Origin of the sequence: Schlesneria sphaerica, from assembly GCF_044336245.1 — a bacterium.
In the GTDB taxonomy this organism is placed as follows: domain Bacteria; phylum Planctomycetota; class Planctomycetia; order Planctomycetales; family Planctomycetaceae; genus Schlesneria; species Schlesneria sphaerica.
The window spans coordinates 4,463,328-4,486,784 of sequence record NZ_CP172346.1 but is presented as its reverse complement, the minus strand read 5'-3'; the positions used below and the strand labels follow the sequence as shown (position 1 = coordinate 4,486,784).

At 56.6% G+C, this 23,457-nt stretch carries 15 protein-coding genes and 1 pseudogene; 6 read left to right on the top strand and 10 right to left on the bottom strand.

Going from position 1 to position 23,457, the window contains the following annotated elements; genetic code table 11:
• Nucleotides 1–16: 16 nt before the first annotated feature.
• Both ACGY09_RS16265 and ACGY09_RS16260 read right to left on the bottom strand, forming a co-directional pair.
• Nucleotides 17–1,258 (bottom strand): PQQ-binding-like beta-propeller repeat protein, encoded by a 1,242-nt coding sequence (locus tag ACGY09_RS16265; protein WP_397568558.1) that lies wholly within the window; start codon nucleotides 1,256–1,258, stop codon nucleotides 17–19.
• Between the two features lie 104 nt (nucleotides 1,259–1,362).
• Complete coding sequence (locus tag ACGY09_RS16260; RefSeq protein ID WP_373649166.1) at nucleotides 1,363–2,031, bottom strand: DUF1080 domain-containing protein; 669 nt, start codon at nucleotides 2,029–2,031, stop codon at nucleotides 1,363–1,365.
• A gap of 426 nt (nucleotides 2,032–2,457) precedes the next feature.
• Here ACGY09_RS16260 and ACGY09_RS16255 point away from each other — a divergent pair, with 426 nt between their 5' ends.
• Complete coding sequence (locus ACGY09_RS16255; RefSeq protein WP_397568557.1) at nucleotides 2,458–3,612, top strand: hypothetical protein; 1,155 nt, start codon at nucleotides 2,458–2,460, stop codon at nucleotides 3,610–3,612.
• A gap of 257 nt (nucleotides 3,613–3,869) precedes the next feature.
• Here the strand turns inward: ACGY09_RS16255 and ACGY09_RS16250 are convergent, their stop codons facing one another.
• Nucleotides 3,870–4,508, bottom strand: a complete 639-nt coding sequence (locus ACGY09_RS16250; RefSeq protein WP_397568556.1) for a hypothetical protein — start codon at nucleotides 4,506–4,508, stop codon at nucleotides 3,870–3,872.
• Nucleotides 4,509–4,624: 116 nt separating this feature from the next.
• On the opposite strand from ACGY09_RS16250, the gene ACGY09_RS16245 reads away from it, so the two are divergent.
• Nucleotides 4,625–5,677, top strand: coding sequence for a trypsin-like peptidase domain-containing protein (locus ACGY09_RS16245; RefSeq protein ID WP_397568555.1), 1,053 nt, complete (start codon nucleotides 4,625–4,627; stop codon nucleotides 5,675–5,677).
• Between the two features lie 99 nt (nucleotides 5,678–5,776).
• Here ACGY09_RS16245 and ACGY09_RS16240 read toward each other — a convergent pair whose 3' ends face one another.
• A complete protein-coding gene (locus ACGY09_RS16240) occupies nucleotides 5,777–6,571 on the bottom strand; it encodes a dienelactone hydrolase family protein (protein ID WP_397568554.1) in 795 nt (264 codons plus the stop codon).
• A gap of 174 nt (nucleotides 6,572–6,745) precedes the next feature.
• Here ACGY09_RS16240 and queG point away from each other — a divergent pair, with 174 nt between their 5' ends.
• A complete protein-coding gene (queG, locus tag ACGY09_RS16235; protein ID WP_397568553.1) occupies nucleotides 6,746–7,825 on the top strand; it encodes a tRNA epoxyqueuosine(34) reductase QueG in 1,080 nt (359 codons plus the stop codon).
• Nucleotides 7,826–7,918: 93 nt separating this feature from the next.
• Here queG and ACGY09_RS16230 read toward each other — a convergent pair whose 3' ends face one another.
• The 5 genes and pseudogenes from ACGY09_RS16230 to ACGY09_RS16210 form a co-directional block, all read right to left on the bottom strand.
• On the bottom strand, nucleotides 7,919–8,554 hold the full coding sequence (locus ACGY09_RS16230) for an RNA polymerase sigma factor (protein ID WP_397568552.1): 636 nt from the start codon (nucleotides 8,552–8,554) through the stop codon (nucleotides 7,919–7,921).
• Nucleotides 8,555–9,647: 1,093 nt separating this feature from the next.
• A pseudogene (locus tag ACGY09_RS16225) lies at nucleotides 9,648–10,760 on the bottom strand (IS4 family transposase); the annotation flags it as partial.
• 451 nt (nucleotides 10,761–11,211) lie between these two features.
• Nucleotides 11,212–12,096 (bottom strand): hypothetical protein, encoded by an 885-nt coding sequence (locus ACGY09_RS16220; protein ID WP_397568551.1) that lies wholly within the window; start codon nucleotides 12,094–12,096, stop codon nucleotides 11,212–11,214.
• Between the two features lie 1,770 nt (nucleotides 12,097–13,866).
• Nucleotides 13,867–15,075 carry a diphosphate--fructose-6-phosphate 1-phosphotransferase gene (locus tag ACGY09_RS16215; protein ID WP_397568550.1) on the bottom strand — a complete coding sequence of 403 codons (1,209 nt, stop codon included), beginning with the start codon at nucleotides 15,073–15,075 and terminating at the stop codon, nucleotides 13,867–13,869.
• 127 nt (nucleotides 15,076–15,202) lie between these two features.
• Nucleotides 15,203–15,517, bottom strand: a complete 315-nt coding sequence (locus tag ACGY09_RS16210; protein WP_373649186.1) for an RNA recognition motif domain-containing protein — start codon at nucleotides 15,515–15,517, stop codon at nucleotides 15,203–15,205.
• 350 nt (nucleotides 15,518–15,867) lie between these two features.
• Between ACGY09_RS16210 and ACGY09_RS16205 the strand changes: the two genes are divergently transcribed.
• A complete protein-coding gene (locus tag ACGY09_RS16205; RefSeq protein WP_397568549.1) occupies nucleotides 15,868–18,135 on the top strand; it encodes a hypothetical protein in 2,268 nt (755 codons plus the stop codon).
• Nucleotides 18,136–18,151: 16 nt separating this feature from the next.
• Here the strand turns inward: ACGY09_RS16205 and ACGY09_RS16200 are convergent, their stop codons facing one another.
• Nucleotides 18,152–19,711, bottom strand: a complete 1,560-nt coding sequence (locus ACGY09_RS16200; RefSeq protein WP_397568548.1) for a glycosyltransferase family 39 protein — start codon at nucleotides 19,709–19,711, stop codon at nucleotides 18,152–18,154.
• A gap of 419 nt (nucleotides 19,712–20,130) precedes the next feature.
• Here ACGY09_RS16200 and ACGY09_RS16195 point away from each other — a divergent pair, with 419 nt between their 5' ends.
• Both ACGY09_RS16195 and ACGY09_RS16190 read left to right on the top strand, forming a co-directional pair.
• Nucleotides 20,131–21,411 carry a valine--pyruvate transaminase gene (locus ACGY09_RS16195; protein WP_397568547.1) on the top strand — a complete coding sequence of 427 codons (1,281 nt, stop codon included), beginning with the start codon at nucleotides 20,131–20,133 and terminating at the stop codon, nucleotides 21,409–21,411.
• A 144-nt stretch (nucleotides 21,412–21,555) separates the two neighbouring features.
• On the top strand, nucleotides 21,556–23,250 hold the full coding sequence (locus ACGY09_RS16190) for a GspE/PulE family protein (RefSeq protein WP_373649190.1): 1,695 nt from the start codon (nucleotides 21,556–21,558) through the stop codon (nucleotides 23,248–23,250).
• Nucleotides 23,251–23,457 lie beyond the last annotated feature (207 nt).

Below are 23,457 nucleotides of genomic sequence, written 5' to 3'. Positions count from 1 at the left end.
CACTTCCTGAATCTGGTCAGCGTTTGGCAACGTCGAAACAGGACAAGGTTCGTTCGTTACGGATGTAGAACCGACCGTTTGCCAGGGCGGGCAGTGCTCGCGTTGTGCCGGACAGCAGTTCGGCCGACGCCAGTTCCTCGTATCCGGTCTTCGATAGTCGAACCAGTTTCAGGACCCCGTCCGTCTGCATTACCAGCAATTTGCCATCAGCAGCGATCAGCGTCGCGTAGCCAAATCCAGACTTTGACCAGTGTTCCTTGCGTGTAACGGGATCAAAACACTTCAGCGTAATTTCTCCGCCATCCTGCCGGCCATCAATTCCATAGATTGCCCCGTCAATGTGAATGGGCGTGGTGTACTGGCTGGAAAGAAGCTCATCGCTCCAGACGACTTCAACCCCCTTCGACTTCAGTTCCAGAAACTGAGCTCCGATCCCGTAGCTCGCGGTCAGCAGCGCGTGCTTTCCCGAGATCACAGGAAGTGCCCCATTCACCGTGGGGCCCCGCTGGCCGAAGGGAGTGCGGAATCGTTCTTCCCCTGTCTCGGGGTCGAGCGAAACCAGATTCAGTCGCGTGATACAAAGCAGGTGCGAAGTACCGTCGACGACGGCCAGAACCGGTGCCGAATAACTCGCCTGGTCGTTAATCGCCGTCCACAGGGTGGCTCCCGATTCTAAATCGAAAGCCACGACTCCGGCTCGCTTCTTATCACCACCAACAATCGCGAAGACCCGCTTGCCGACGACGAGCGGCGAAGAACCTGCACCGAAGTAGCCACCATTCGCGCCGAAGTCTTCGTGCGTCTGTCGTTCCCAACGCTTCTCACCCGTTTTCAGATCAACGCAGTAAAGCCCCCCTTGTGGCGAATAGGCCAGGACAGCATCCTGATCGATCGTCGGCATGGCGCGAGGACCGTTGTCCTCGACAATCTGAGGCCGAAATGTGGACGGAAAGCTCGTTGTCCATCGCGGCGTTCCCTCTGCGGCATCGAAGGCCGTCAGCTTGTCGTTTCCTTTCTCGCGATGAAACAGCACCACGGTCTCGCCACGGACTGAGACGCCGGCAAACCCCGCCCCGATCCGGGCCTCCCACAGTTGCGGGGGCTTTCCCCCCTGCCATTCGTCAGCGATTTGCTCGGCGTCAGCGATACCGTTCCGATGAGGTCCCAGAATCTGAGGCCAGTCGCCCGCATGGGCCAGCGACGTCCCGGACAGAATCAGACCGCACAGACACACCACCTGAAAGAATCGATTGAGCATAAGTCCATTCCTGACCAAATCGAAGACAAGCAGTCCATTACGGGAAGCCGAGCTCACCAGGAGACCCGGTGAGGATTCACATCACCGGGTCTCTCGATCCGTTATCAGCGGAGCGACTTGATCTGCAAATGACGGAACTCAACCCGGTCACCATGCCCCAGCAGTCCAATGTAGCCGCTGGCCCGTGCGAGACCCGGGTGGGCCTGCTTATCCAGCGTTCCGTCTTTCGTGACTGCGTCCAGATCAGCGTCAACGATCGTGACATCGTTCACAATGATCTTGATATGCCGACCCTTCAAAATCACCTGCTGTCGATTCCATTCACCGACCGGCTTCAACGAACCACGCTTCGCCGCGACAACGCCATAGACAGAACCGTGGTACTGATAGTTCTGCAGATCTTTGTACTTCTCGTCGGAATCGTCGAGGATCTGCAGCTCTGTCCCGTCCAGATGCAGAGCACCCTTCGCCAGTTCCGGGCACCGGATGCCCAAACCGTTGTTGGCTCCCTTCGTCAGTTTGAATTCAAACTTGATGTCAAAGTCCGAGTACTCTTTCTCTGTCAGCAGGTTACCACCACCGCCGGCCACGCAAACCAGATTGCCATTTTCCACGGCATAACTTTCGAGAGATCCCTTCCACCCTTTCAGAGTCTTACCGTCGAACAGCGAGGTATACCCGGCATCAGGAACGAAGGGCTTGTCTTCCGCCTGAAGGGAAGTTGCAGACAGACAAACGAGGGCCGCCACGGCACACAAAGAAATTCGAATCATTCAGAATAAACCTTGTTAAAAGAGTTGGTTTCACGTGCCGCCGATTGTAGTCGAAGGCCCGCGCTGCTGCACTTTCGTCGTCATTTTTGCAGCGAAGTTGAGTCTGCCTGACCCCTTGCAGGTCGAGTAATCCGCGCCGTCAGAAACCCTTCCTTCGTATCCCTGCAGCAATCTGTGCAGCCATGACCAAGACTGTTCCCTGTCGCCGCGTGGCCATTCCTCGGTCCCAATGTTACGCTACGAAATTGTTCAGTGCCCGTGAGCGATGGTGCGCAGGTCGGTTCTGATCCGGATCGGAGAGGAAAATGGTGCGCAAGCGATCGGGTCCCCCCGGGATCCAGCGCCGAAAATCGCCATCCGCGGGTCCGTTTTGAAACGCGCTCGTGCACTGTTTTGTCGTCATTGCGAATATCGGGAATCGCCACAATGTCGGATGCCACGTTCACTCAACTTCAAGACCAATGCCGTCAGGGGGGTGCTGCCGCCGTCTTCGAGCAACTCGCGCAGACCCTTCGCGACAAACGAGACTTTCACAAACTGTTTGATGCCCTCTGCCTGAAGAAGAAGTACGAGCTCGGCGCCCCACTGCATCGCCCGACCTCATTCGACGACGTCCCGGCTGAAAAGCGTGATGAGTTCGAAGCGGCCTACATCGCCGCCGCCCGCGAAGTGGCCAACCTGCTGCTGAAAGACAACAAGCTGGGCCAGTCATTCGTCTACTTCCACGCTCTCCGCGAAACACAGCCCTTGCGGGATGCCATCGAAGCGATTGAGCTGCCGCAGGAAACCTCCGAGCAATCCGAAGAGTTAATTGATCTGGCCTTCTACAAGCTGCTCCATCCCGTGAAAGGGATGCAGATCATGCTGAGGACCCATGGCACATGCAGTACGATTACATCCCTGGATCAGGCTTACATGAGCCTCACTCCTGAACAGCGATCTGCCTGTGCGGCCCTGCTGGTCAGAACACTGCACGCGGACCTGCTGCAATCCCTTCAGCGGGAAGTCCAGCAGAAAATCCCCGTCGCCGCACCGGTCACCACGCTGAAGGAACTGACCGCCGGACGGGAGTGGCTGTTCGCGGAGAACAATTACCACATCGACGTATCGCACCTGCACTCCACGGTCCGCTTTGCCCGATCCTTGTCACCGACTCACCCGGATCTGCCCCTCGCCCTGGACCTGGCCGAATACGGTGTCCAGCTCTCCCCTCAGTTCCAATATCCGGGCGAGCCACCCTTCACCGAGTTCTACGCGGCTCATATTCAGTTCTTTAAGTATCTGCTCAACGACAATCGCGACGAGGCACTCGCCTACTTCCAGCGTCAGCTTGAGAACGAGGCGGATAGCCCCAGCCAGGCCATGATCGCCTATGTCATGGTCGACCTGCTGGCACGCACAGAACAACTCGACAAGGCACTGCCGATCGCCGAGAAATATCTTGTGAGTGCAGACCACGATTTCGCCGCAGCCTTCGCCGAACTTTGCGAAAAAGCGGGGCGTTTTGATGTTCTCCTGCGCAACGCGGAACAGCGAAGTGATCTGGTCACCTACGCCGCAGCCCTCGTCCAGCAGAAGTAATACTCATTTCCCGGCCGTAATAACGATTCCCTGGCCAGGGCAGACTCCCGTAGCGGCACTGCGCGGAAAAGTGATACCCGTCCGCAACGCGCCGTCGGCAGATCCAATTGCCATGGATCTTGCCCGACGGCGGTTCCTTCACGGAAGCGCAGTCATCCAGCCACCTCGCGGGGCGCAGTATGCCCCGCGTGATGGGCCGACTCATTCCCTGTGCCTGTGCCTGCCGCCTGCCGCCTGCCGCAGTTGATTCCCACGCGTTATCGATGCGCAGCAACCTGAGATCGCCCTGCCGCCGCCTGCAGTTCCTGCGACTGACCCCAGAAGTACAGGATCACTCCGACGATGAAACCGACGACCGTCGCGGAAATCACCGCGAAAGGGCTCTGCGTGAAGGTCGAGTTCTCAGCGGCCGCCTGGGTGGTCAGCACCAGGCCAAACACGCTGATCGCTAAACCGACGGCGTCAGACGTAATTTCCTTAAAGCTGAAGCCCAATCGCGTCAACACGATCAGCTTTCCAAGGACAAGCTGAAGCGTGTAACTTACGACACCGCTCACCATCAGGGCAAAAGCCACCCAGTGGAAAGACCGGAAGGCCAGTTTCTCTGCCAGTGCATAAATCGGCTGCAGAATACCCGCAGAGACCGTCCGGGCGATCGGTTCCTGATCCACTTGCTTCGCCAGCTTGGCCACTTCCTCAGCCGTTTTTTCTTCCCAATCAGCCGCCGTTTCCTTCGCAGTCTCCAGAGGCGATTTGGAGTCCTGATCTTCTCGGGGCGACTCGGCCGCTTCCGCAGGAGCCCGATCCACGGGCGAAGACGAGTTCGAATCGTCCTGCGCCTGAGCGATACCAAGGCAACTGAAAACCAGGATCAATCGAAGTGCGAACGATACCATTTTTTGGATTCCCGAGTCGGCGAGCTGAGGATTAACGGCTTGGAGCATAACTCTCTGGCTCTGTTTTGGGTACATTTACTCCCCGAACGCCCGCCCTTAGAAAAGAAAATGCCCACATGCGACGCTGGACCACGATTTTAAGTTGTCTTTTGCTGGCGACACTGATTTCTGTCGTGACCGGCTGGCAACAAGTTCGACCGATGGCCGTGGCACAAGTCCCCCGGAACAACAAAAGCCAGAATGGGACAATCAGCGACAAAGGGGCCACGTCCCCTGTGGCCGACGCCGACTCGGTAGAGGACTATCCCGAGTTCCTGGTCGACGAAATCATTGTCCGCCTGACGACCGCAACAATGGATTTGATCGAACAGAAAAAGTCACGCACGACGAAAGAGCTGCGCCCCGAACTGGATCGAACCCACATCCCCCTGAATCTTCCCGCGCCAGCAACAACTCCCCTCAGTACCGTTGAGCTTTACCGACGTGCCACGCAAAGCGTGTTTCTTGTGGCGGGAATTACCCGGCCCACGGAAGAGGAAACGTCCTGGCAGACCTCCTTCTCAACCGCGTTCGCCGTTCATCCGGATGGAATCCTGGCGACAAGTGCGCATGTTTTCGATCATGAAGATCCGGACGACGCCGTCGTTGTGATGGACATCCACGGGACGATCTATCCTGTCCTGGAACTGCTCGCCGCAGATCGCGACACCGACACGTGCATCTTCCGTATTGAAAAGAAAAACCTGACGCCACTGCCACTGAAGTCGAAGACTCCTCCGGGAAGTGCCATTCGAGTCATCGGGCATCCCGGTGACAGCTTCTTCTACTTCTCCGCAGGCTACATCGCCAATTACGAGCGGGACGAGAATGAAATCCTCTGGATGAACGTCACCGCCGATTTCGGTCAGGGCTCCAGCGGCGGTCCCGTTATGGACGAGGCAGGGAATGTGGTTGGCCAGGTCAGCCGCACATTTACCCTTTACGCCGGGGGTGACACATCCACACGGGGAATTCGCCGAGCGCATCCTTCCCGGCAGAAGACTGAGACCGAAACAGCGCCAGGGGACGCAGATACCCCTGATCATCAGGAACAGCCCGACCGGGCCGACCCGCAGATGGTCTTCAAAGCCTGCACACCGGCAGCATCCATTCGCTCACTCACGAAATAAGCCGTGACCGGATGACGGGTCTCGCGCAAGTTCTGCACGAAAATCACATCGTCCGACCACGGCTCCGTACGGCAATATCATCGCCGAGTCATCCGCGGGTTATTTGCCCAGCGTTGTTTTGAACAGCGCCTGCATATCGGCCCAACTCTTCTCATCAGCGTCTTTGTTGTAACGCAAACCGTCCAGGTTGAACTTCTTCGCAGTTGCATCCGCCTCGGGAACCGTGAAGCTGTGTCGAGCCCCTTCATACGATTTGAAGGTGTATTTTCCACCGTTGGAATCGAGTGCGTTCTTGAAGTCGCGAATCGTTTCAGGCTTAATGAACGAGTCATCTGCTCCATGGCAGATCAACACGGCGGACTTGATCGACTTGACCTGTTCAGGAGTCGGCACCACCAGAGCACCATGAAAGCTGACAACGGCTTTCAGATCCGTTCCTGCGAAAGCCAACTGCTGAACGGTCGACCCACCCAGACAATAGCCAATCGCCGCCAGTTTGGTCTTGTCGACTTGCGGCTGGGACTTCAGCACTTCCAGGGCTTCCAGTCCTCGCTTCCGCCAGTCCTCGACGTTGGAACGGATTTGCCCGGCCATCGCCCCGGCGTCCTTGGGATGATCGACCAGTTTCCCTTCGCCGTACAAATCGGCCGCAAAGGCGACGTAACCCAGCTTCGCCAACTGCTCAGCCCGCCGCTTCGCATAGGCATCCAGCCCGAAGAACTCATGGAACACCAGCACACCCGGACGAGGCCCTTCAATGGCATCGTCCCACGCCAGAAATCCGTGGCAGTCTGTGTCGCCATGTTTGTAGGTGACCTTCTTAGTCTGAATCGCGGCATCCGCCGAAGCGGCCATTACCAGGAACCCCAAAACGATGATCAGTGAACGCGTCATGTTTTCTCCTTAAAGACTTGAACAGAGTCGATTTGCTCCTGCGGCGATCATAACTCACCCCTGCCAGGTTTTCATCCGCCTCGAACCATCGGAACAGCTCTCCCCCCCCCTTTCCTTCAGAGAGGTCGTCACCTTAGACTCAGTCGCATGGACCACGCGGCGGATCAACCTCGGATGCACAACGAACAGTTAACGGCAGCAGTCAAACAAGCGGCCCGTGAAGCCGGCTTCGATCTGGTCGGAATCGCCCCCGCGATCACTCCCCCGGGTTACGAGCGGCTGACGGAGTGGATCGAACAGGGATTCGCTGGCGAGATGGGCTACATCGCACGACGAGCACATGCCTACGAGCACCCTCGACACGTGATGCCAGACGTCCGCAGCATCGTGATGCTGGGCATCAACTACAACACCCTCGACGACAGGAAGCCTCAAGAACCACACCCGTCGGGACGGGCCTCGGCGCGCGTTGCGCGGTATGCCCACGGCACCGCAGACTACCATGACGCGCTACGAGAAAAACTGAAGCAACTGGCCGATCGCGTTCATCAACTGCGACCTGGCTCGCGAACACGTGGCGTCGTCGATACGGCCCCCCTGCTGGAACGGGATTTCGCCCGACTCGCCGGGCTGGGCTGGTTCGGCAAAAACACCATGCTGATCAACAGGAAAGCTGGAAGCTGGCTGCTGCTGGCGGCCCTGCTGACGGACTTCGAACTTGAACCCGACCGACCGCACGAAACGTCCCATTGTGGCACGTGCACCCGTTGTCTGGACGTCTGCCCGACGGATGCCTTCGTGGGGCCGCATGTGCTCGACGCACGGCGCTGCATTTCCTATCTCACAATCGAACTCCGCAGCCCGATCCCGACCGAGCTGCGCGATGGCGTGGGAGACTGGCTGTTCGGATGTGATTTGTGTCAGCAGGTCTGCCCCTGGAACCGTAAGTCACCACTAACGAGTGACCCGATCTTCCAGCCCCTGCCTGATCTGCAACCCGCCAGCGCACTCGACATTCTCAAGCTGAGTGAGGCAGAGTTCCAGACCCGTTTTCAAACGACGCCCCTTTCACGCCCCGGCTGGGATGGACTGCGACGCAATGCCGCGATCGTACTGGGCAACTCGGGCGACGCCTCCCTCATTCCCGAACTGACGGACTGCCTCAACGAAGCGTCCGCTCTGGTCCAGGAAGCCATTCAGTGGGCTCTGGAAAAACTGCAGAAGACCTCCTGCAGTTCCGCCACAGAAGATTAACTTCGTCACCATCAGGCCATATCAGGCCATGGATCTCAGTGCGGATGCGGGACAGATTGCACCCGTTCGCGGTGAGTCGCTTTGAGCCTCACTTTAAGAATCCAGTTTCAGTTGATTCCAGTCGACATCTCTCAGCCGAGCCGCCGCGGCGGCCTCCTTCAGCTTCCGGACAGTGAAATCCTTGTGGTTCGCGACGGCCTGTTCGCTGATTCCCAACTTCTCGGCGACCCTCTTGTTGGACCATCCGAGGACGAACAGGAGCTCGACGCACTCCAGTCTTTCAAACTCCCCCCGGCTTAACCAGGAATGGATCAGTCCTTTCAGACAGTCGGAAAGGACCCGCCGCTGAGCGACCGACCGTTCCTGAGACCGGGCCATGCTCGACACTTTTCGCCCTCGATCGGCCGGTTCATTCCCCGCTTGCGACTCGCTGCTGTGAATGAGAGGCAGCAGTGGCCGACGCCCGTTTCGCCGCAAGACATCGGTCAATTTATGAGCCGTAATCGAAAACAGAAACGCTTCCAGCGGCGTGGACTCATTGTAGTTGGGCAACGAGACCAGAAAGCCGAGAAACGCTTCCTGCACCACATCCTCGGCCGCCGTGTCGTCCTGCAAGCGACTGCGAACGAATGCCAGCAGTCGTCCCTCATAGCGGGCAATCAACTGTTCCCAGGCCGCAGCAGTCCCCTGCCGCACCTCCTGCACCAGACTGGCCTCATCATCCGACATCAGCACAATCCCCACCGCCCCGCAACACCACCCGCACCGATCATAGCGTCCGCATCAACCAGCCGTCCAAACCAACCCCCTCGCCCTCAGATTCATGCAATTCATCGGCCCTGAATCCCCACACGCCCCGTGAAATCAACGCCACTTCGGCCTTTGCCCCTGCAGCCCCGAATCTGGTACGCCTCAACAGCCCGCCACTCGGTATTACAGGAGACGGAACGCATAGAAATGGCATGTGGCCGCAATGTTCGGTGAAAGCACGGGCCACAACCCACACATCGCAATTGACGCGCTGGGGCTCAACCGTGGCCCATCATGCAGACTGCGTCCCCACATGACCAGAATGGAGCTGATGACCAGCTGCACAAGCCAGAGCCACTAAGTCGAAATCGGTGTGTCAACAGCAAATGCTGTGTCCCTGTTGTGTTCTTTTGAAACTCCTAAGAGTGATAATTCAGCAGATGATCTTTTGAGTTTTCGTTTGATTTGATATCTAGTTGGAACTATTCAACTGGATTTCATTGTGATTAAATACATCATGTTGCGACCCGTACTGTATTTCCTCCTGTGTGCCGTCGTGGGTTCTATTCCCGGTTGTTCATCTGTCAATTGGACTTATACACCCGGAGTGGGATGGTCGCCGGGAGTAAATGAAAATAAGTCTGACACCTTCGTTGACAAAGCGTGGAGAGCAGGCGGTGGATTCAACAACCCGAATCCTGAACGTATTCGAAAAGGGAAGCCGCCTCTCAACTTGGATGGTTCCGTTTACAAACCGTGATTGCTTCAGGCAGCGACTTCCACTATCTCATCAACCATGTGCTGGCAATTCCCAATTGTCGATGGGCGCTTGGGAAAACACAGAGGGACACAGCCAATACCGTTCGGCACGAGATTTGATACGGCTCGTCTGTTTTTTGGGTTCGTTCTTTTTGCGGCTGTTCACGCCCGGTCAATTCCGCGAAGCAAGGAGTTCGGCGCGACGCGAGACTACAAAGTTAGGGTTGTCGCTTTGTATGTTTATATAGGCTCGCACCCGTTCTCATTGCGGAATATAGTTCACGCGGAACGGATCTATTGTTAAAGACTCACGTCAGGAAATCGCAGTCTTAAGCTTATCGATGTGGCCTTGGATCTCATCGAATTCAACCCAGCCGATCAGGTAAAAGCACATCAGCTCAAACGTCCGCTTAGTTGGCATGCGTCCGGTATAAAGCAAGATCAAGAGGCATGCGATGAGTGCGGAATAGACCTGAATCTCGACACCTTGCTGTCGTGTGCTCAACAGGTGGCGGCAGCCGAGCAGGTGCTTGAACATGCGGAAGAAGAGTTCGATCGTCCAGCGAAGCTGATACATCTCTGCAATCAGTTCTGCGGGGACGTCCAGCAGATCCGTGGCGATTCTCAGGGTTCCATCGCTGCTGGGGGCTGTACTGGAGAACTTGCGTCCCCGGCGTCGACCGCGGCTGGTATGGGCGGGGCAGCGGACAGAGATTAGCCTCAGGGGATGATTGGTTCGAGTTTTCTTGTGTCGCAATTCGATGACTTGGTCAGCCTGAACTCCAGCAGCCGTCGCTTCGGGCGTGAGTGGCCGTTCCTCAATTGTCTCATACGCCAGCCTGTCACGGACTCGACAGAGATAACTGCTTCCAGCGTCATGGATCTTATTCCAGAGTCGGAACGTCATGTAACCACGATCGATAACATAGCAGTGGTCTGGTTCGATCGTCCGCTCCAGGACCTTCCGTTCGTCCGCATCTCCCGTGGGGTTGGCGGATGTGGCTTCAATCCGCTTCGGAAGACCACGCAGGATTTCAAAATGCGTATGCAGTCGATAGCCGCACGTCGGCTTCTCGGAACAGTTGGTGATCCAGGCGAGTCGGGCGATCCGTGCCAAGATGGGAATCACTGAACCATCCACAGCGACCAGGGTCTTACCCAGCCCTCGGAAGCGTTCCGGGGCAGGCGCGTCGGGCAACTGGTCGGCCAGCTCGCGAGCAATCTTTTTGAGCGGCTCAGGATCAAAGAGCTTCACCGACTCGGAGAGGGAGCCCAATGACGTTCGAGGAATCTTGAGTCTCTGCTGGACCTTCTTCAGTTGCGAAACCTGCTGCAGGCCACGCAGTGAGTCGACGATGGGGGAAAAGAACCATAACAGCACCAGCGTGCAATACTGGTCCATGTGTAGCTGCCGATTCCCTGCTGTATCCCGCGCAGTTCCAACCGCATGTAAACGCTACAGGAAGGGACGCAGCACACGAAAGTACTTCAGGCCATGAATATTCTTGGCCGAGATCTTTGGCGCTGGTTCGTCATTCGATTCGGGAGCTTGCTCTTTCGGCATCCGGGCACGCTGACATGGCAGATAAATTGACTAAATTACAAGCAAAACCGCCTCTCTGGCACCTTGTTGTTAGTATCGTGGCCATGCGCAAATGCCGTGCCGAACAGTATTGGGACACTGCACTTCTTGATACAAGACACAGAGGGAAGTCAGTGACAACATCCGCAGATGGCGGAGATCCCAAGAACAAAAATTTCATCTGCGAGAATCCGCGAAATCTGCGGACCAGACTCACTCAAAGTCATTCACATCGGTGAGACCGAGGCGCGGAGGGATCCGAGTATTCCCACGGTGCATGGTGTGGTTCGGCCAATTATACTGTAACGCCAAGGTAGGTAACCCAAGGCAGTTCCCTGTCTTCATGTGAAACGACCAGATAAAGCCGCTTCTTTCCGACTGTCCAGATGGCGTACCGTACAACCCCGTTGATCGGGATCGACTTATGTTCCTTGGAGCCAACCTCGGCCGGCGTACCGAACTTCACGCTGAGGGCTTTCTCGTAGAATGCCATGTTGGCTAGGAAGTCCGACTGCAATTGACCTTGTAATTCGTCGTCGTGCGCCTCGTCGTCGTCGTGCAGTTCACGATAGTCAACATCCTGGACCTTGCTGTTGCGGCTTTGCAGTAATGTGTCGGACTTCGCCAGTATCGACTTCGCCGACTGCTTCCGGATTGTCACCGGCGGTCGGGGCCGGAACTGATCTTCGTGAGTCAACCGGCAATCCCGGAATGGGATCTGCCTCGCCCCCAGGACAACAACGCCGTTGGGGGTGAGCGTCCCGAACTCGTGATTCGTTTCGCGGCAGAAATCCTCGAACATCTGTCGCGAGTTTCGCAGCCAGTTGACCCAACTGAAAATCAGAAGCCGTTCGCCACTCGGTGTGACGATTTGCCAGGCATTCCCGCATGGCACGTGCGCATCGTTGAATCGCGGCTTCCAATGTTTTTGACGGAATCGGCTACATAGGTCGAGACTGGTCTTGTCGGCCGGAAGGGCTTGAACGATGACAATCGGACTGGACTCATAAGCCTGAGCTGGAAGGCTCCGTTTGGACATCGTGCGCCGGCTCGGGACAATCTCAATCCACGGTAGCGTGAGCTTCGCCAGTATTTCATCGTGCGTGATGGCCATAATCACGACGAAGCCTCCTACGGACGAACGACTGCCATCACCCGGCACGCGCGGGAGATGCTCCATTTCAAACCCGCCCGACCGCGTGCTCGGTGTGCATGGCTTTGTTCGCCGGAATCTTCAAGGTCAACAAATATTTCATCGCTGATATTCAGGATTCTGAATCGTTCGTTCGACGGTTGCAATCGTATCTGGAACTAACGTCGGTAAGTCAATGATTTCTCCTCTGCGCGCCCTTTTTTCAATCATTGCGATCGGCAGAAGACACAGACACACTGCATAACTCGGTACACGCACACATCGCCACCCCTCAAGTCGATAACAACATCCGCAGATAGCGCAGATTCCAGGAACAAAAATTTCATCTGCGAAAATCCGCGAAATCCGCGGACCAAACTCACTCAAAGTCATTCAAACCGGTGAGACCGAGGCGCGGAGGGACCCGAGTATCTCCACAGGCTGAAGGGCCCATTGTGATTGCCGGCCACCTTGAAATTCAGGAACTCCCGTCGAGCTGCCCTGAAAGTGGATCGTCACGCGGCTTTAGCGCAATGGGTATGGTCTCTTCCGCGCAGCGGCCAACAACCGCATCCACCAGCCAATGTCCGACAACCTGAGGCGTATGAGTTCCAGCTTACGAGCATCGTTCTGGATGAAGACCGCGACGACGACAATAGCCCCGAATCGACTCCAGACGACGACTGACGCTCACCGTGCAAACGCCAGTAAGACACCTTCTCCCGACTCCGTGAACCAACCGGCGATATCTCGCCATCTCCAATCTCAATGCGTCACAAAACCCACTCAGACGAAAGCATGGCTCAAGATGCACTTCACCGGACGCTTACCCGCAACAACAGCATGCAACGACAACACATCTTGACGCCCGCTACAACAACAACTAAACTATCGTGCAGGCCCCTGAAGGTCGCTTTATGACAAGCACGCCCCCTGACTCCTCTTAGCTGAGAGAGCGTGCTCCTCCGAAGTACTCAAGGCACCTCACTCGATTGAAAAGATCCTTAACAACCCGCGACAGTCCTCCTTTCATACCGGACGACAAAGGCGGCTCGTGGATTGCCCCGGTGTGATCGTCTGATCGATGGCCACTGCACGGGAATTCTCGAAGAGAGAGTCTCTTTCTGATTCTGGTGCGGGACAGAACAAAAGCATGGCCGACGATGGCCACTCAGGGGCAGGTACGCTTGGATTTGCCAAGCAGCACGATCTTCATCGTGGGCACCAAATTTTTCCAAACCGCCTTTACGGAAAAGACTTATGCCTACATGAACCTCTTCTCGATTAGTTACTCAAGATGCTCAAGGTGCTCACGCTGAGCAACTAATCAAAGTGCCTGTAAAACAGGGGTTTGATCAATAAGGTGCTCAAGATGCTCAACGTCGTGCAGCGTGCACTTCGTTCTGGTGAATTTCGTCCCGAGCGGCATGGGACGGGATGAGGGCAAACCCGCGGAGCCCTCACCCAAGAGAGCACGAGATCGGGGACACCCGCGCGACCACCCGAGAAACCCCTGGCTGCGGCCACCTGCAGGCTTTTGGATCCTTGGCAGCTTCACTGGAAATTAGCGGGCCCTCTGGCAGAGCGCCCCTCAGCGGGGATCTGGTATTTCGGTGCTTCCCCGAAACATCGTGAGGATGTGGAGGCAGAGAAACACCTGTTCGTGTGGGACTGCTGCTCCCATGGAAACGAGTCGTGCGAATCGAGTGTGAGGTTCGCCGACAGTGACTGGACTTTCAACGAAAAATCCCCGGACGAGTGCTTCCCGGGGATTTTCCTTACGACAAGGGTTTCAGAGAAACCAGCTCCCTGAACCGATCAAGCCTGGGCCCGCTTGGCGGCAAGTCGCACGTAGGTGGGCAGTTCACCAATCAGTGGCTTCACATAGTCGATGAACGCGTCCGTGACGCCGAAGCCGTCAGCCGTAATGTATTCATCGGGCATGGGTCGCTCATGATTCGCAACTTCGCTCAGCGAAATCGTGCCGAAGTCGATTTCGTACTTTTCGCCGGGCTGGTTACGACGCTGCATCGTCACCATGACTCCGCCCGTCCCGTGCGTTGCCAGTTTGACGGCCTGTTGACCACAGGCATACGCTTCGTCGAAGTCGAGCTGGACACCACGGTCGGCGGCACACATCGGCAGCGATTCCGTAACCTGGAATTCACCTCGCCACCCGAACTCGTCCGCGATCATCCGATGCAGCATCATGGCCGCACTGGTTCCCCCCATCGCACCAAATTCGACGTTGCCGAACTTGTCTTTGGTCTGCGAAACGCTGACGGGAGAACCGTCCTTGTTGGTGATCCCCTCACCACAGACGATGCTGACGAACCCGTAGTTCTTGTGCGCGTCTGCGACGGCGGCGAGGAACTTATCCCGATCGAACGACCGTTCAGGCAGCAGCAGCAGGTGCGGAGGCAGATCGGCTGCACTACGGGCGTAGGCTGAGGCGGCAGGCAGCCAACCGGCACTCCGGCCAATCGACTGGAAGATAACGAACTGGTCAACCTTCTGCATGTCGCGAGCGAGGACACCGGCCTGCTGGACGCTGAGCGCAACGTAGCGTGCGGCACTGGGATAGCCCGGCGTGTGATCGGTTCCGTGCAGGTCGTTGTCGACCGTCTTGGGAACACCGACCCCGATCATCTCATGACCATTCTCATTGGCGTACTTCGTCACGCGATGGATGGTGTCCATCGTGTCGTTACCACCGATCATGAAGTAGTAGCGAATATCGTACTTTTTGAGTTGCTTCAGAACTTCGGGGAAATGCTCGTCTTTCAGTTTCAGACGGCTCGACCCCAGTGCGCTTCCGGGGGTGGAACGGAGACCGGAACGGACTTCTGGCGATTCACTTCCCAGATCGATCAGGTAGTCTCCCAAGACCCCTTCGATGCCATATCGCATCCCGAAGACGCGACCGATCCCGTTCTGGAGAGCGGCATCCACCACTCCGGCGAGTGATGAATTGATTACGGATGTCGGTCCACCAGACTGGCCGACAAGCACATTACCTTTCGACATAGAAAAACCCATACTCTCAAATGAAACAGAAACAATTTACGGATGCCGCCTGTCGGACGGCGTATTGCGAAAAGAGCCCGGCTTCGTTGGAAACCGGGCTCTCATACTGCATGCGGACTGCTATTTATTAGTAGCGTCGACCACCACCGCCGCCGCCGTAATCACTACGACCGCGGCCACCACCACCACCTTCTGCTTTGGGTCGAGCTTCATTAACGGTCATTGCTCGGCCGTCTTTTTCGACGCCATTCAGCGCGCCAATTGCGGCTTCTGCTTCGGACGAGTTGCTCATCTCAACGAATCCGAATCCCTTGGATCGACCTGTATCGCGATCCATGATCACTTGTGCAGACTGCACGGCACCGTGTGCCGAGAACAGCTGTTCCAACTGGCTGTCGGTAACTCCGTAGGACAAATTGCCGACGTACAGTTTCTTGCCCATGAAGGGGCCTCCTGAAAAAACCTCTAGCACTGCATCACTCGATGCAGCCACCCGCCACCGCAGCGGCGGGAAAGTTGCCGCAACTGCGCCGCAACCAAGCGCAGATCATACGCTGGTGTCTCCAGAACCACAATTCGACCAGCCTGCGATTATTGCATTTCGTATGATTATTGCCTTTGGAGTCTGCATTAAATTGGGACTCTGATCTTGACACTCGTGACGGGGCTCAGCAGGAAATGTCTCTGGAATCGAAGTAATGACGCCATTCGGATAGATTCTGTGACGCTCGCGTAAGATGATTGCACAAGCCATTTGCGTTCACACTGCGGACACCGAACCTGTTGAAACCTATGCAAGTTTTCTTCGAGCCCATCTGGTCCTGGCCACTGGTGATACTCACCAGCCTGGGACTGGTTGTACTCGTCTACGTGACTTACCAGGCGCAGCTGAAACGACTTCCGCGCCGGCAGGCTCAACTGCTGTTGACGCTGCGAATGCTCGCGGTCCTCGTCCTGACGTTTGCCATTTTCAGGCCAGCGATCCAGACTTCTGACACCGACGACAACCCCGTTCAGTTGCTCATTCTTGCTGACACCAGCCGCAGCATGAACACCTCAGACATGCCCGGGGGGACATCCCGCTTCAGCGCGGTCCGCGCTGACTTGTCCCGGTACGAGGCGAAATGGAAAGAACTCGGAAACCAGGTCACGGTTCGCCAGTTCGATTTTGATCGAGGACTCGCCCCCCACAATCCCGCTGCCACAGAAGGAACAGGTGATCAGACGGCGTTCGGGGCTGTCCTGGAGGATGTAATTCGGGAGACACGCGATCACCGTTCGCTGGGCCTTCTGCTACTGACCGATGGTGCTCAACGCGCAATTCCCCCATACGACGCTGACCCGCTGACCGCTGCCCGAAAGCTGGGGGACAGCCAGGTTCCGATCTATGCCGTCGTCTATGGAACGTCCTCACTTTCGACTGCGTCACTCGATCTGGCGGTCGAAGACCTGCGAATTGATCCCATCGTCTTCGAAAAGAAACTGGTTCCCATTTCCTGCAAGGTGCGGGCGATGGGCGCCCGAGGGAAAAAAATTCGAGTTCGGGTCCTGCTCGAAGACCGCACCGGAAAGCGGATGAATGAGTCGGGCGAATTCAAACCCGCCCCCGCAACATACCAGGCTCAGACCGTCAAGGAGTTCGAGGTTCAGGGGGATGCGGAAACGCTGGCCGTCGACCTTTCGTTCGTGCCACAAACCGCAGGCGAACTGAAAGTCGCCATCCAGGTGGAGTCGGACGAGACCGAACTGCTGACTCGCAACAATCGCCGGGAAACCATTGTCTCCGTCAAAAAGGGAGGCCTGAACGTTGCGTACTTCGATCAGTTGCGCCCCGAGCAGTCACGCATCCGCATGGTCAACGGAGCCGACAAAATCCAGTTGGAATTCCAGGAAGTCCGAGCGGGACGATCTGCCAGCCAGACGAAACTGGATCGATCCTGGTTCGAACCCGGCCGGTTCGATGTTTACCTGATCGGTGATGTGCGGGCAGAGTGGTTCGGCAACGAAATCCTCGAAAAACTCGCCGCACGAGTCGAGGATGGAGCCGGGCTGCTGATGATCGGAGGGCTGCAGAATTTTGCCACCGGCGGGTACGCGCTGACCCCCCTCGCGGACCTCCTGCCCGTCAAGATGGATGCCGCCGACTATCGCCCAATCGGGAAACTTAACCCGAATACTCAGTATATGGGCGACGTCAAACTGGTGCCGACGGAACGGGGATTAAAAGAGTTTGTGATGCAACTGGGAAGCAGCGACAAGAATCGATCGCTCTGGACGAACCTCCCGACACTGGAAGGGGCAACGCGACTTCGGCCCGTGAATGACCTCGTCCGAATCTGGGCCGAGACTGCGGACAAACAACCGCTGCTGCTGGTCAACGACGTCGGAAAGGCCCGCGTTGCGGCCTTCGGCGGAGACTCGACGTGGCTCTGGTGTCTCGACGGAAAAGCTGACTTACATCAACGGTTCTGGCGGCAGATGATTCTGTGGCTGGCAAAAAAAGAAGCCGACACCGACCAGCCCGTATGGGTGAATGTCGATCCCCGCAATTTTGCACCAGGATCAATCGCGTCCATCCTGTTTGGTGCACGAACCGCAGATGGACGGCCCGCGAAAGAGACTGGCTTCGAAATTGAAGTGACCAAACCCGACGGCCAGATCGAAAGGCCCAGTCCCAGACAATTAAACGATGAGCATTCCGCTGAATTCTCGGCCACGTCGGAACCGGGTGATTACTGGGTCCGCGTCTCTGCCCGCCGATCGGGGGACTCAATCCCCGAGATGGCCTACACCCGCTTCATTGTGGATGCACGCGATCTCGAACTTGACTATCCAAGCGCCGACCATGACTTTTTGAAGGAACTTGCCTCTGTCACGGGCGGGACGTCTCTCAAGCCAGAAGAGCTCGGAAGCCTCATCGAGCGACTGAAGCAAACGAAGTATGACGCTCTGACCCGAATTCAGATTACCACCCTGTGGGATAACTGGTGGCTGCTGCTGACCTTCGTGGGACTGATGAGCTGCGAATGGTTCCTGCGAAAGAAAGCCGGACTCGTTTGATGAACCAGGGACGCGATTAGCGAGTGGCGTCCGACGGTAGCACTTTCCGACCCTCACGAAGCTCATACCGGACCAGTTCGGCAGTGGAATGCGTCTGACGGTCAACCAGCTGATAACCCGCCTCACTTAACAGGAGATGCATCGCGGGCAGGGAATTCCGGCATAAATCCGTATCCGTCGCACAGGCGACCCAGACTGCCCGCGACTGATCGCCGTGCTGCCGAATCAGCGTCCGATAGTAATCGATTAACGGAGCTCCGCCGTTCCACAGGAAGGGTAATGCGTATCGGGGGTGGAACGACGGCAGGTAGAACTTACTCACACGACAGGCCACATAGTCCATGAAGAGAGGATCATTGAAAAACTGGGGAACAAGAAACCCCTCCATCAATCCGCTTTGAACGAATACCGGTTCACCGGGCTGCGCATCGCGTTCGATGGTGAGAGCGATCTCACGCCAGTGAAATCGCTCAACCCCCGATACGCGACCTGGCTGCCAGACGCGATGTGTTTCCAGACTCCATGCGGCAACTAAAAGTGCAACAGCGCCGACGGCCGCGCCGACCGGCGAATGATATCGGACGAGCAACAACGCCAGACAACACGCCCCGGGAACAGCGAACGCCACTCGGTAACGAGGATTGTTGAGACCTGGCATCCCCAGATGCGTGACCACGGCCATCATGACTAGAGGAGCCAGCCCCCACACGAGCAGCACAACCAATGCGTGGCGGGAGTTAACTTCGTACGGCTTTGAGAGTGACCGCCCCGTGACCAGCTTCGCCATGACCAGCCCCACAACCAGGCCCACAACCCAGATCGGGCCAAACAATTCCCACAGGGGTGTCGGCTGTTGCCCGAATCCGAAAGCAGAATTCCACTCCGCCATCCGAATCACCGAGGGAACTAGAGGCACGCCAAACGCCACGACGATCAGAACCCCCGCAGCCAGATGCATCAGCGGGGGGCGACTTGCCGTGGAGCCGATTCGAAACAAGCCCAATAGAACGACAAGCTGAACAGCCAAAACCGGGGCCGTGAGATAATGAGTCCACAACAGGGCACCACCAATCAGACCCCAGAGGATCGCGTAACTCCAGCGGGAAGGAGATTTCAGCCACCTGACTGTGACGAGAAAACTCACGGCCGAAAGCAGGATCATCAGCCCGTAACAGCGTCCAATTCGAACCTCGTCCATTGCCTCGGGATGCCACGCCAGGATCAGGCAAGAGATCCCCCCTACCATACTTCCGCCCAGATCTTTACCCAGGCGAAACATGACAGGAATCGCCAGCACATACGGGATTGCCGAGCCCAAACGGAGCATCAGCTCATTTCGCCCCCCAATCTGAATGAGGCACCACTGAAACCAGGCAGACAACGGCGGAATCGCTGCCTCTGTGAGACTCCGTTCGAGAATCGTCGAAGGGACATCGGATTCGATCAGCCAATAAGAGCAGTGCTCGTCAAGAGTAAGCGGACCAGCACTGAGAAACGGAATCATCAGCGCAATGGCACTGAGAACGGCAACAGCGAGAAGAAGAATGCCCCATCGACTCTCAGCAGGTTTCGGCATCGGATCAACCAAGGTGGGGTCTCTTCAGGGCGACGGGACGGAAATCTTCAGTCAGGCACCACTGTCGGGTGTAACGAATCTCACCACAACACACTATTTGAGGGACTTGCCTTTTTTTCTGTTAACGCGTCCGCGTTCAAGTCGAGATGATCTTCTGAAACGAGCCCGAAACCCAAACCCTAGGCTGATTGACGCGATCGAAGCCGCTTCTCTTACGCCACAATCGTTCCCACGGAGCAGGTGTACACAATCAACCCAACCCCTACTGCCTGGAGGATGGATACAATAGAACATCGTTTCGACTTGCGCACCCGGGAACACCGGACACGCAACCACTGACAAAATAGAAATCCGGGATTAGCTCACCAGAGTCGGACATTCTGAACCACCAGGGGCAACCCCGTACGAGTGAGAAAACAATGAGCATTGAGTTCTCTGTGGCTGGGAAAAAACTGACAGCCCGTAGCGGCATCCTAGAACTCATGGATGACCTCGGTCGGGCAATGACCGAACATCCCGACATGCTCATGCTCGGGGGAGGAAACCCTGCCGCCGTTCCCTCGATTCAAAAAATCTGGAGGGACCGGATGCAAGATCTGGTCAATGAAGAACCCGCGTTCGACCGAATGCTGGGAAACTATGATCCTCCCCAGGGTAACCCCATTTTCCTCCGGGCGATGACGAAGCTCCTGCGACAGCAGTTCGGCTGGGAGATCGGCCCCGAAAATCTCGCCGTGACCAATGGCGGCCAAAGTGCCTTCTTCTTCCTCTTCAATCTGCTGGCGGGCCGGTTCGAGAACAACAAACACCGTAAAATCCTGCTCCCGCTGACACCGGAATATATAGGGTACGCGGATCAAGGGATCGATGAATCACTCTTCGTCGCCTGTAAACCCGAAATCAGCTGGCCCGACGGACCTGAATCCCGGATCTTCAAATATCGCATCGACTTCGCCGCGGTCGAAAAGCGACTGGCGGAACAGGACATCGCCGCAATCGCTGTTTCGCGTCCGACAAACCCCACCGGAAACGTGCTGACCGACGAGGAAATCCGGCGTTTGTCCGATCTGGCGGCTCGCCAAGGAATTCCGTTCATTATCGACAATGCATACGGAACTCCGTTCCCGGGAGTCATCTTTGCCGACGCAAGTCCGTTCTGGGCCCCGCATGTCATCCTGACGCTGAGTCTTTCCAAGCTGGGACTGCCCGGAACGAGAACCGCCATCGTAATTGGCCCGGAACGAATCACCAAAGCCGTCGCCGCGATGACCGCCATCGCCGGCCTGGCGAACGGCAATATTGGACAACAACTGGTGCTTCCGCTGATTGAGTCAGGAGAAATCCTGAACCTGGGTCCGCAGCACCTCATCCCCTTCTACTCCGAAAAAAGCCGACTTGCGCAGGGGTGGATTCGGGAGTTCTTCGAGGGAACGGGTGTTGACTGGGCTCTCCACACCAGCGAGGGGGCCTTCTTTCACTGGCTCTGGCTCCGCAACCTCAATTGCTCCACCAAAGAACTCTACTCCCGCCTGAAAGCTCGCAACGTACTAGTCGTCCCCGGGGAATATTTCTACTTCGGGCTGGAAGACGATTGGGCGCAACGTGAGCAATGTCTCAGACTTAACTTCTCGCAGCCTGCCGAAGTCGTGCGGGAAGGAATTCGCATTATCGCCGACGAAGCAGCAAAGTCGCTTCGCTAACCGCAAAGCCTAAAGCCCCGAGAACTTGCATTAAATGACGATTGACGACGGCGAAACCGCACGATAACAATGACACTTCAATTCTCGCTTACCCAAGCTTCGATCGAACCTGACCAAGCCATTCAGCAATTGTGAGACGTTTCCATGTCTGAAGATTATTTGAATAAACTCGTCGAAGATGGTGTCATCAGCGGGGACCAACTCGGCGAAGCCGAGGACATGGCAAACAGCATCGGAACTTCGGTTGCTGATGCGCTCGTCCGGCTAGGCTACGTCAGTAGCGGCGAAATGGGCCAGCTCCAGGCGGCCCAGTACGGACACGAATACGTCAACCTTGACGCAATGGAGATCCCCGCGAGTGTAATCGCGTTGATCCCTGAGTCAGTCGCCCGCGAGAATATTGTAATCCCATTGGGACTTGATGACGAACGCCTCCGAGTCGCAATGATGAACGCCAACGACTTGGATGTCATCGATAAGATTCGGTTCATGGTAAACCGCGACATCGAACCCGTCGGCGCCCCCCGCGAGTCTATCCAGAACGCGATCAACCGCTACTACGGCGGATCAGAAACGGAGTCCGTCGACTCCATGCTGACGGAATTCACCGAAACCGCCATCGACTTTACAGAGACCGAAAGTCCGCAGTCGAAACAAGATAAGGAAGAAGAGAACGCACCAGTCGTCCGCCTGTGTAACCTGATCATCTCTGAAGCGGTGAACATGCGGGCGAGCGATATTCACATTGAGCCATTCGAGGACCGAATTCGCGTCCGGTACCGGATCGACGGGGTGCTCGTGGAACGCGACAGCCCTCCCCGCCGACTCCTCGCAGCGCTCACATCTCGCTTTAAGATCATGGCCCGCATGGATATTGCGGAAAAACGCCGCCCTCAGGACGGCCGAATCAAGACCCGTGCCGGCGGAAAAGACTTCGACCTCCGCGTGAGTATCCTGCCAACCAACCATGGACAGGCAATCGTCATGCGTATTCTCGACCGCGATAACATCAAGGTCGGCATTCGCAGCCTGGGGTTCAGCGAAGATAACTACCGCCGCTTTCAGAATATCATCCGCCGCCCCAACGGAATCTTCCTCGTAACCGGCCCCACCGGCAGCGGCAAGACCACTACTCTTTATAGCGCCCTCGGAGAGCTGAACCGCCCCGACAGGAAGATCATCACGGCCGAAGACCCCGTGGAGTACTACCTCCCGGGCATCAACCAGGTCGAGGTCAAGCATGATATCGGACTGGATTTTTCGCGAATTATTCGTGCCATGCTGCGACAGGCCCCTAACGTCATTCTGGTGGGGGAAATTCGCGATACCGAGACGGCCGAGATGGCTATTCAGGCTTCGCTGACTGGACACTTGGTTTTCAGTACGCTACATACGAACGATGCGCCCAGTTCTATTACACGTCTGATTGACATGGGCGTCGAGCCGTTTCTGGTCGCATCCAGCGTGATGGCGATTATGGCACAGCGTTTGATCCGGGTGGTTTGCGCGAAATGCAAGGAGCCCTACACGCCCGAGCCGTCCGAAATCCAGCACTTTGGAATCACGCCAGACCAGCTCGAAGAGGCAACCTTCATGCGTGGAAAAGGCTGTAACAACTGCCAGCACACGGGTTACCGTGGTCGCAACGCCGTTTTCGAACTCATGCTCATGAACTCGACCTTGCGAGAAATGACCTTCAAGAGCGAGCCTGCTCAGTCCATTCGTCGCCAAGCGCGGCTGTTCGGCATGAAAACCCTCGTCGAAGATGCTTTGTCCCGCTCGCTGATGGGAAAGACGACTCTCGTCGAGGTGTACCGACTCGACAAAGGGGGCCACTAAACCCGGACAACTTTGAGAGTCCCCGAGCAACCAGCAACAATAGCCATGCCAGGAACGACACGGGAGCGACATTTCATCCCACAAGACAGCCGGAAATCACCTCCGACGTCGGCGGGCTCAAGTCACTCCTGCTCGCGATTGGCCATCACAGATCTGAGAACCGGACATTTCACCATCCGGTCAAAATACGACATCCCCAATTCGATT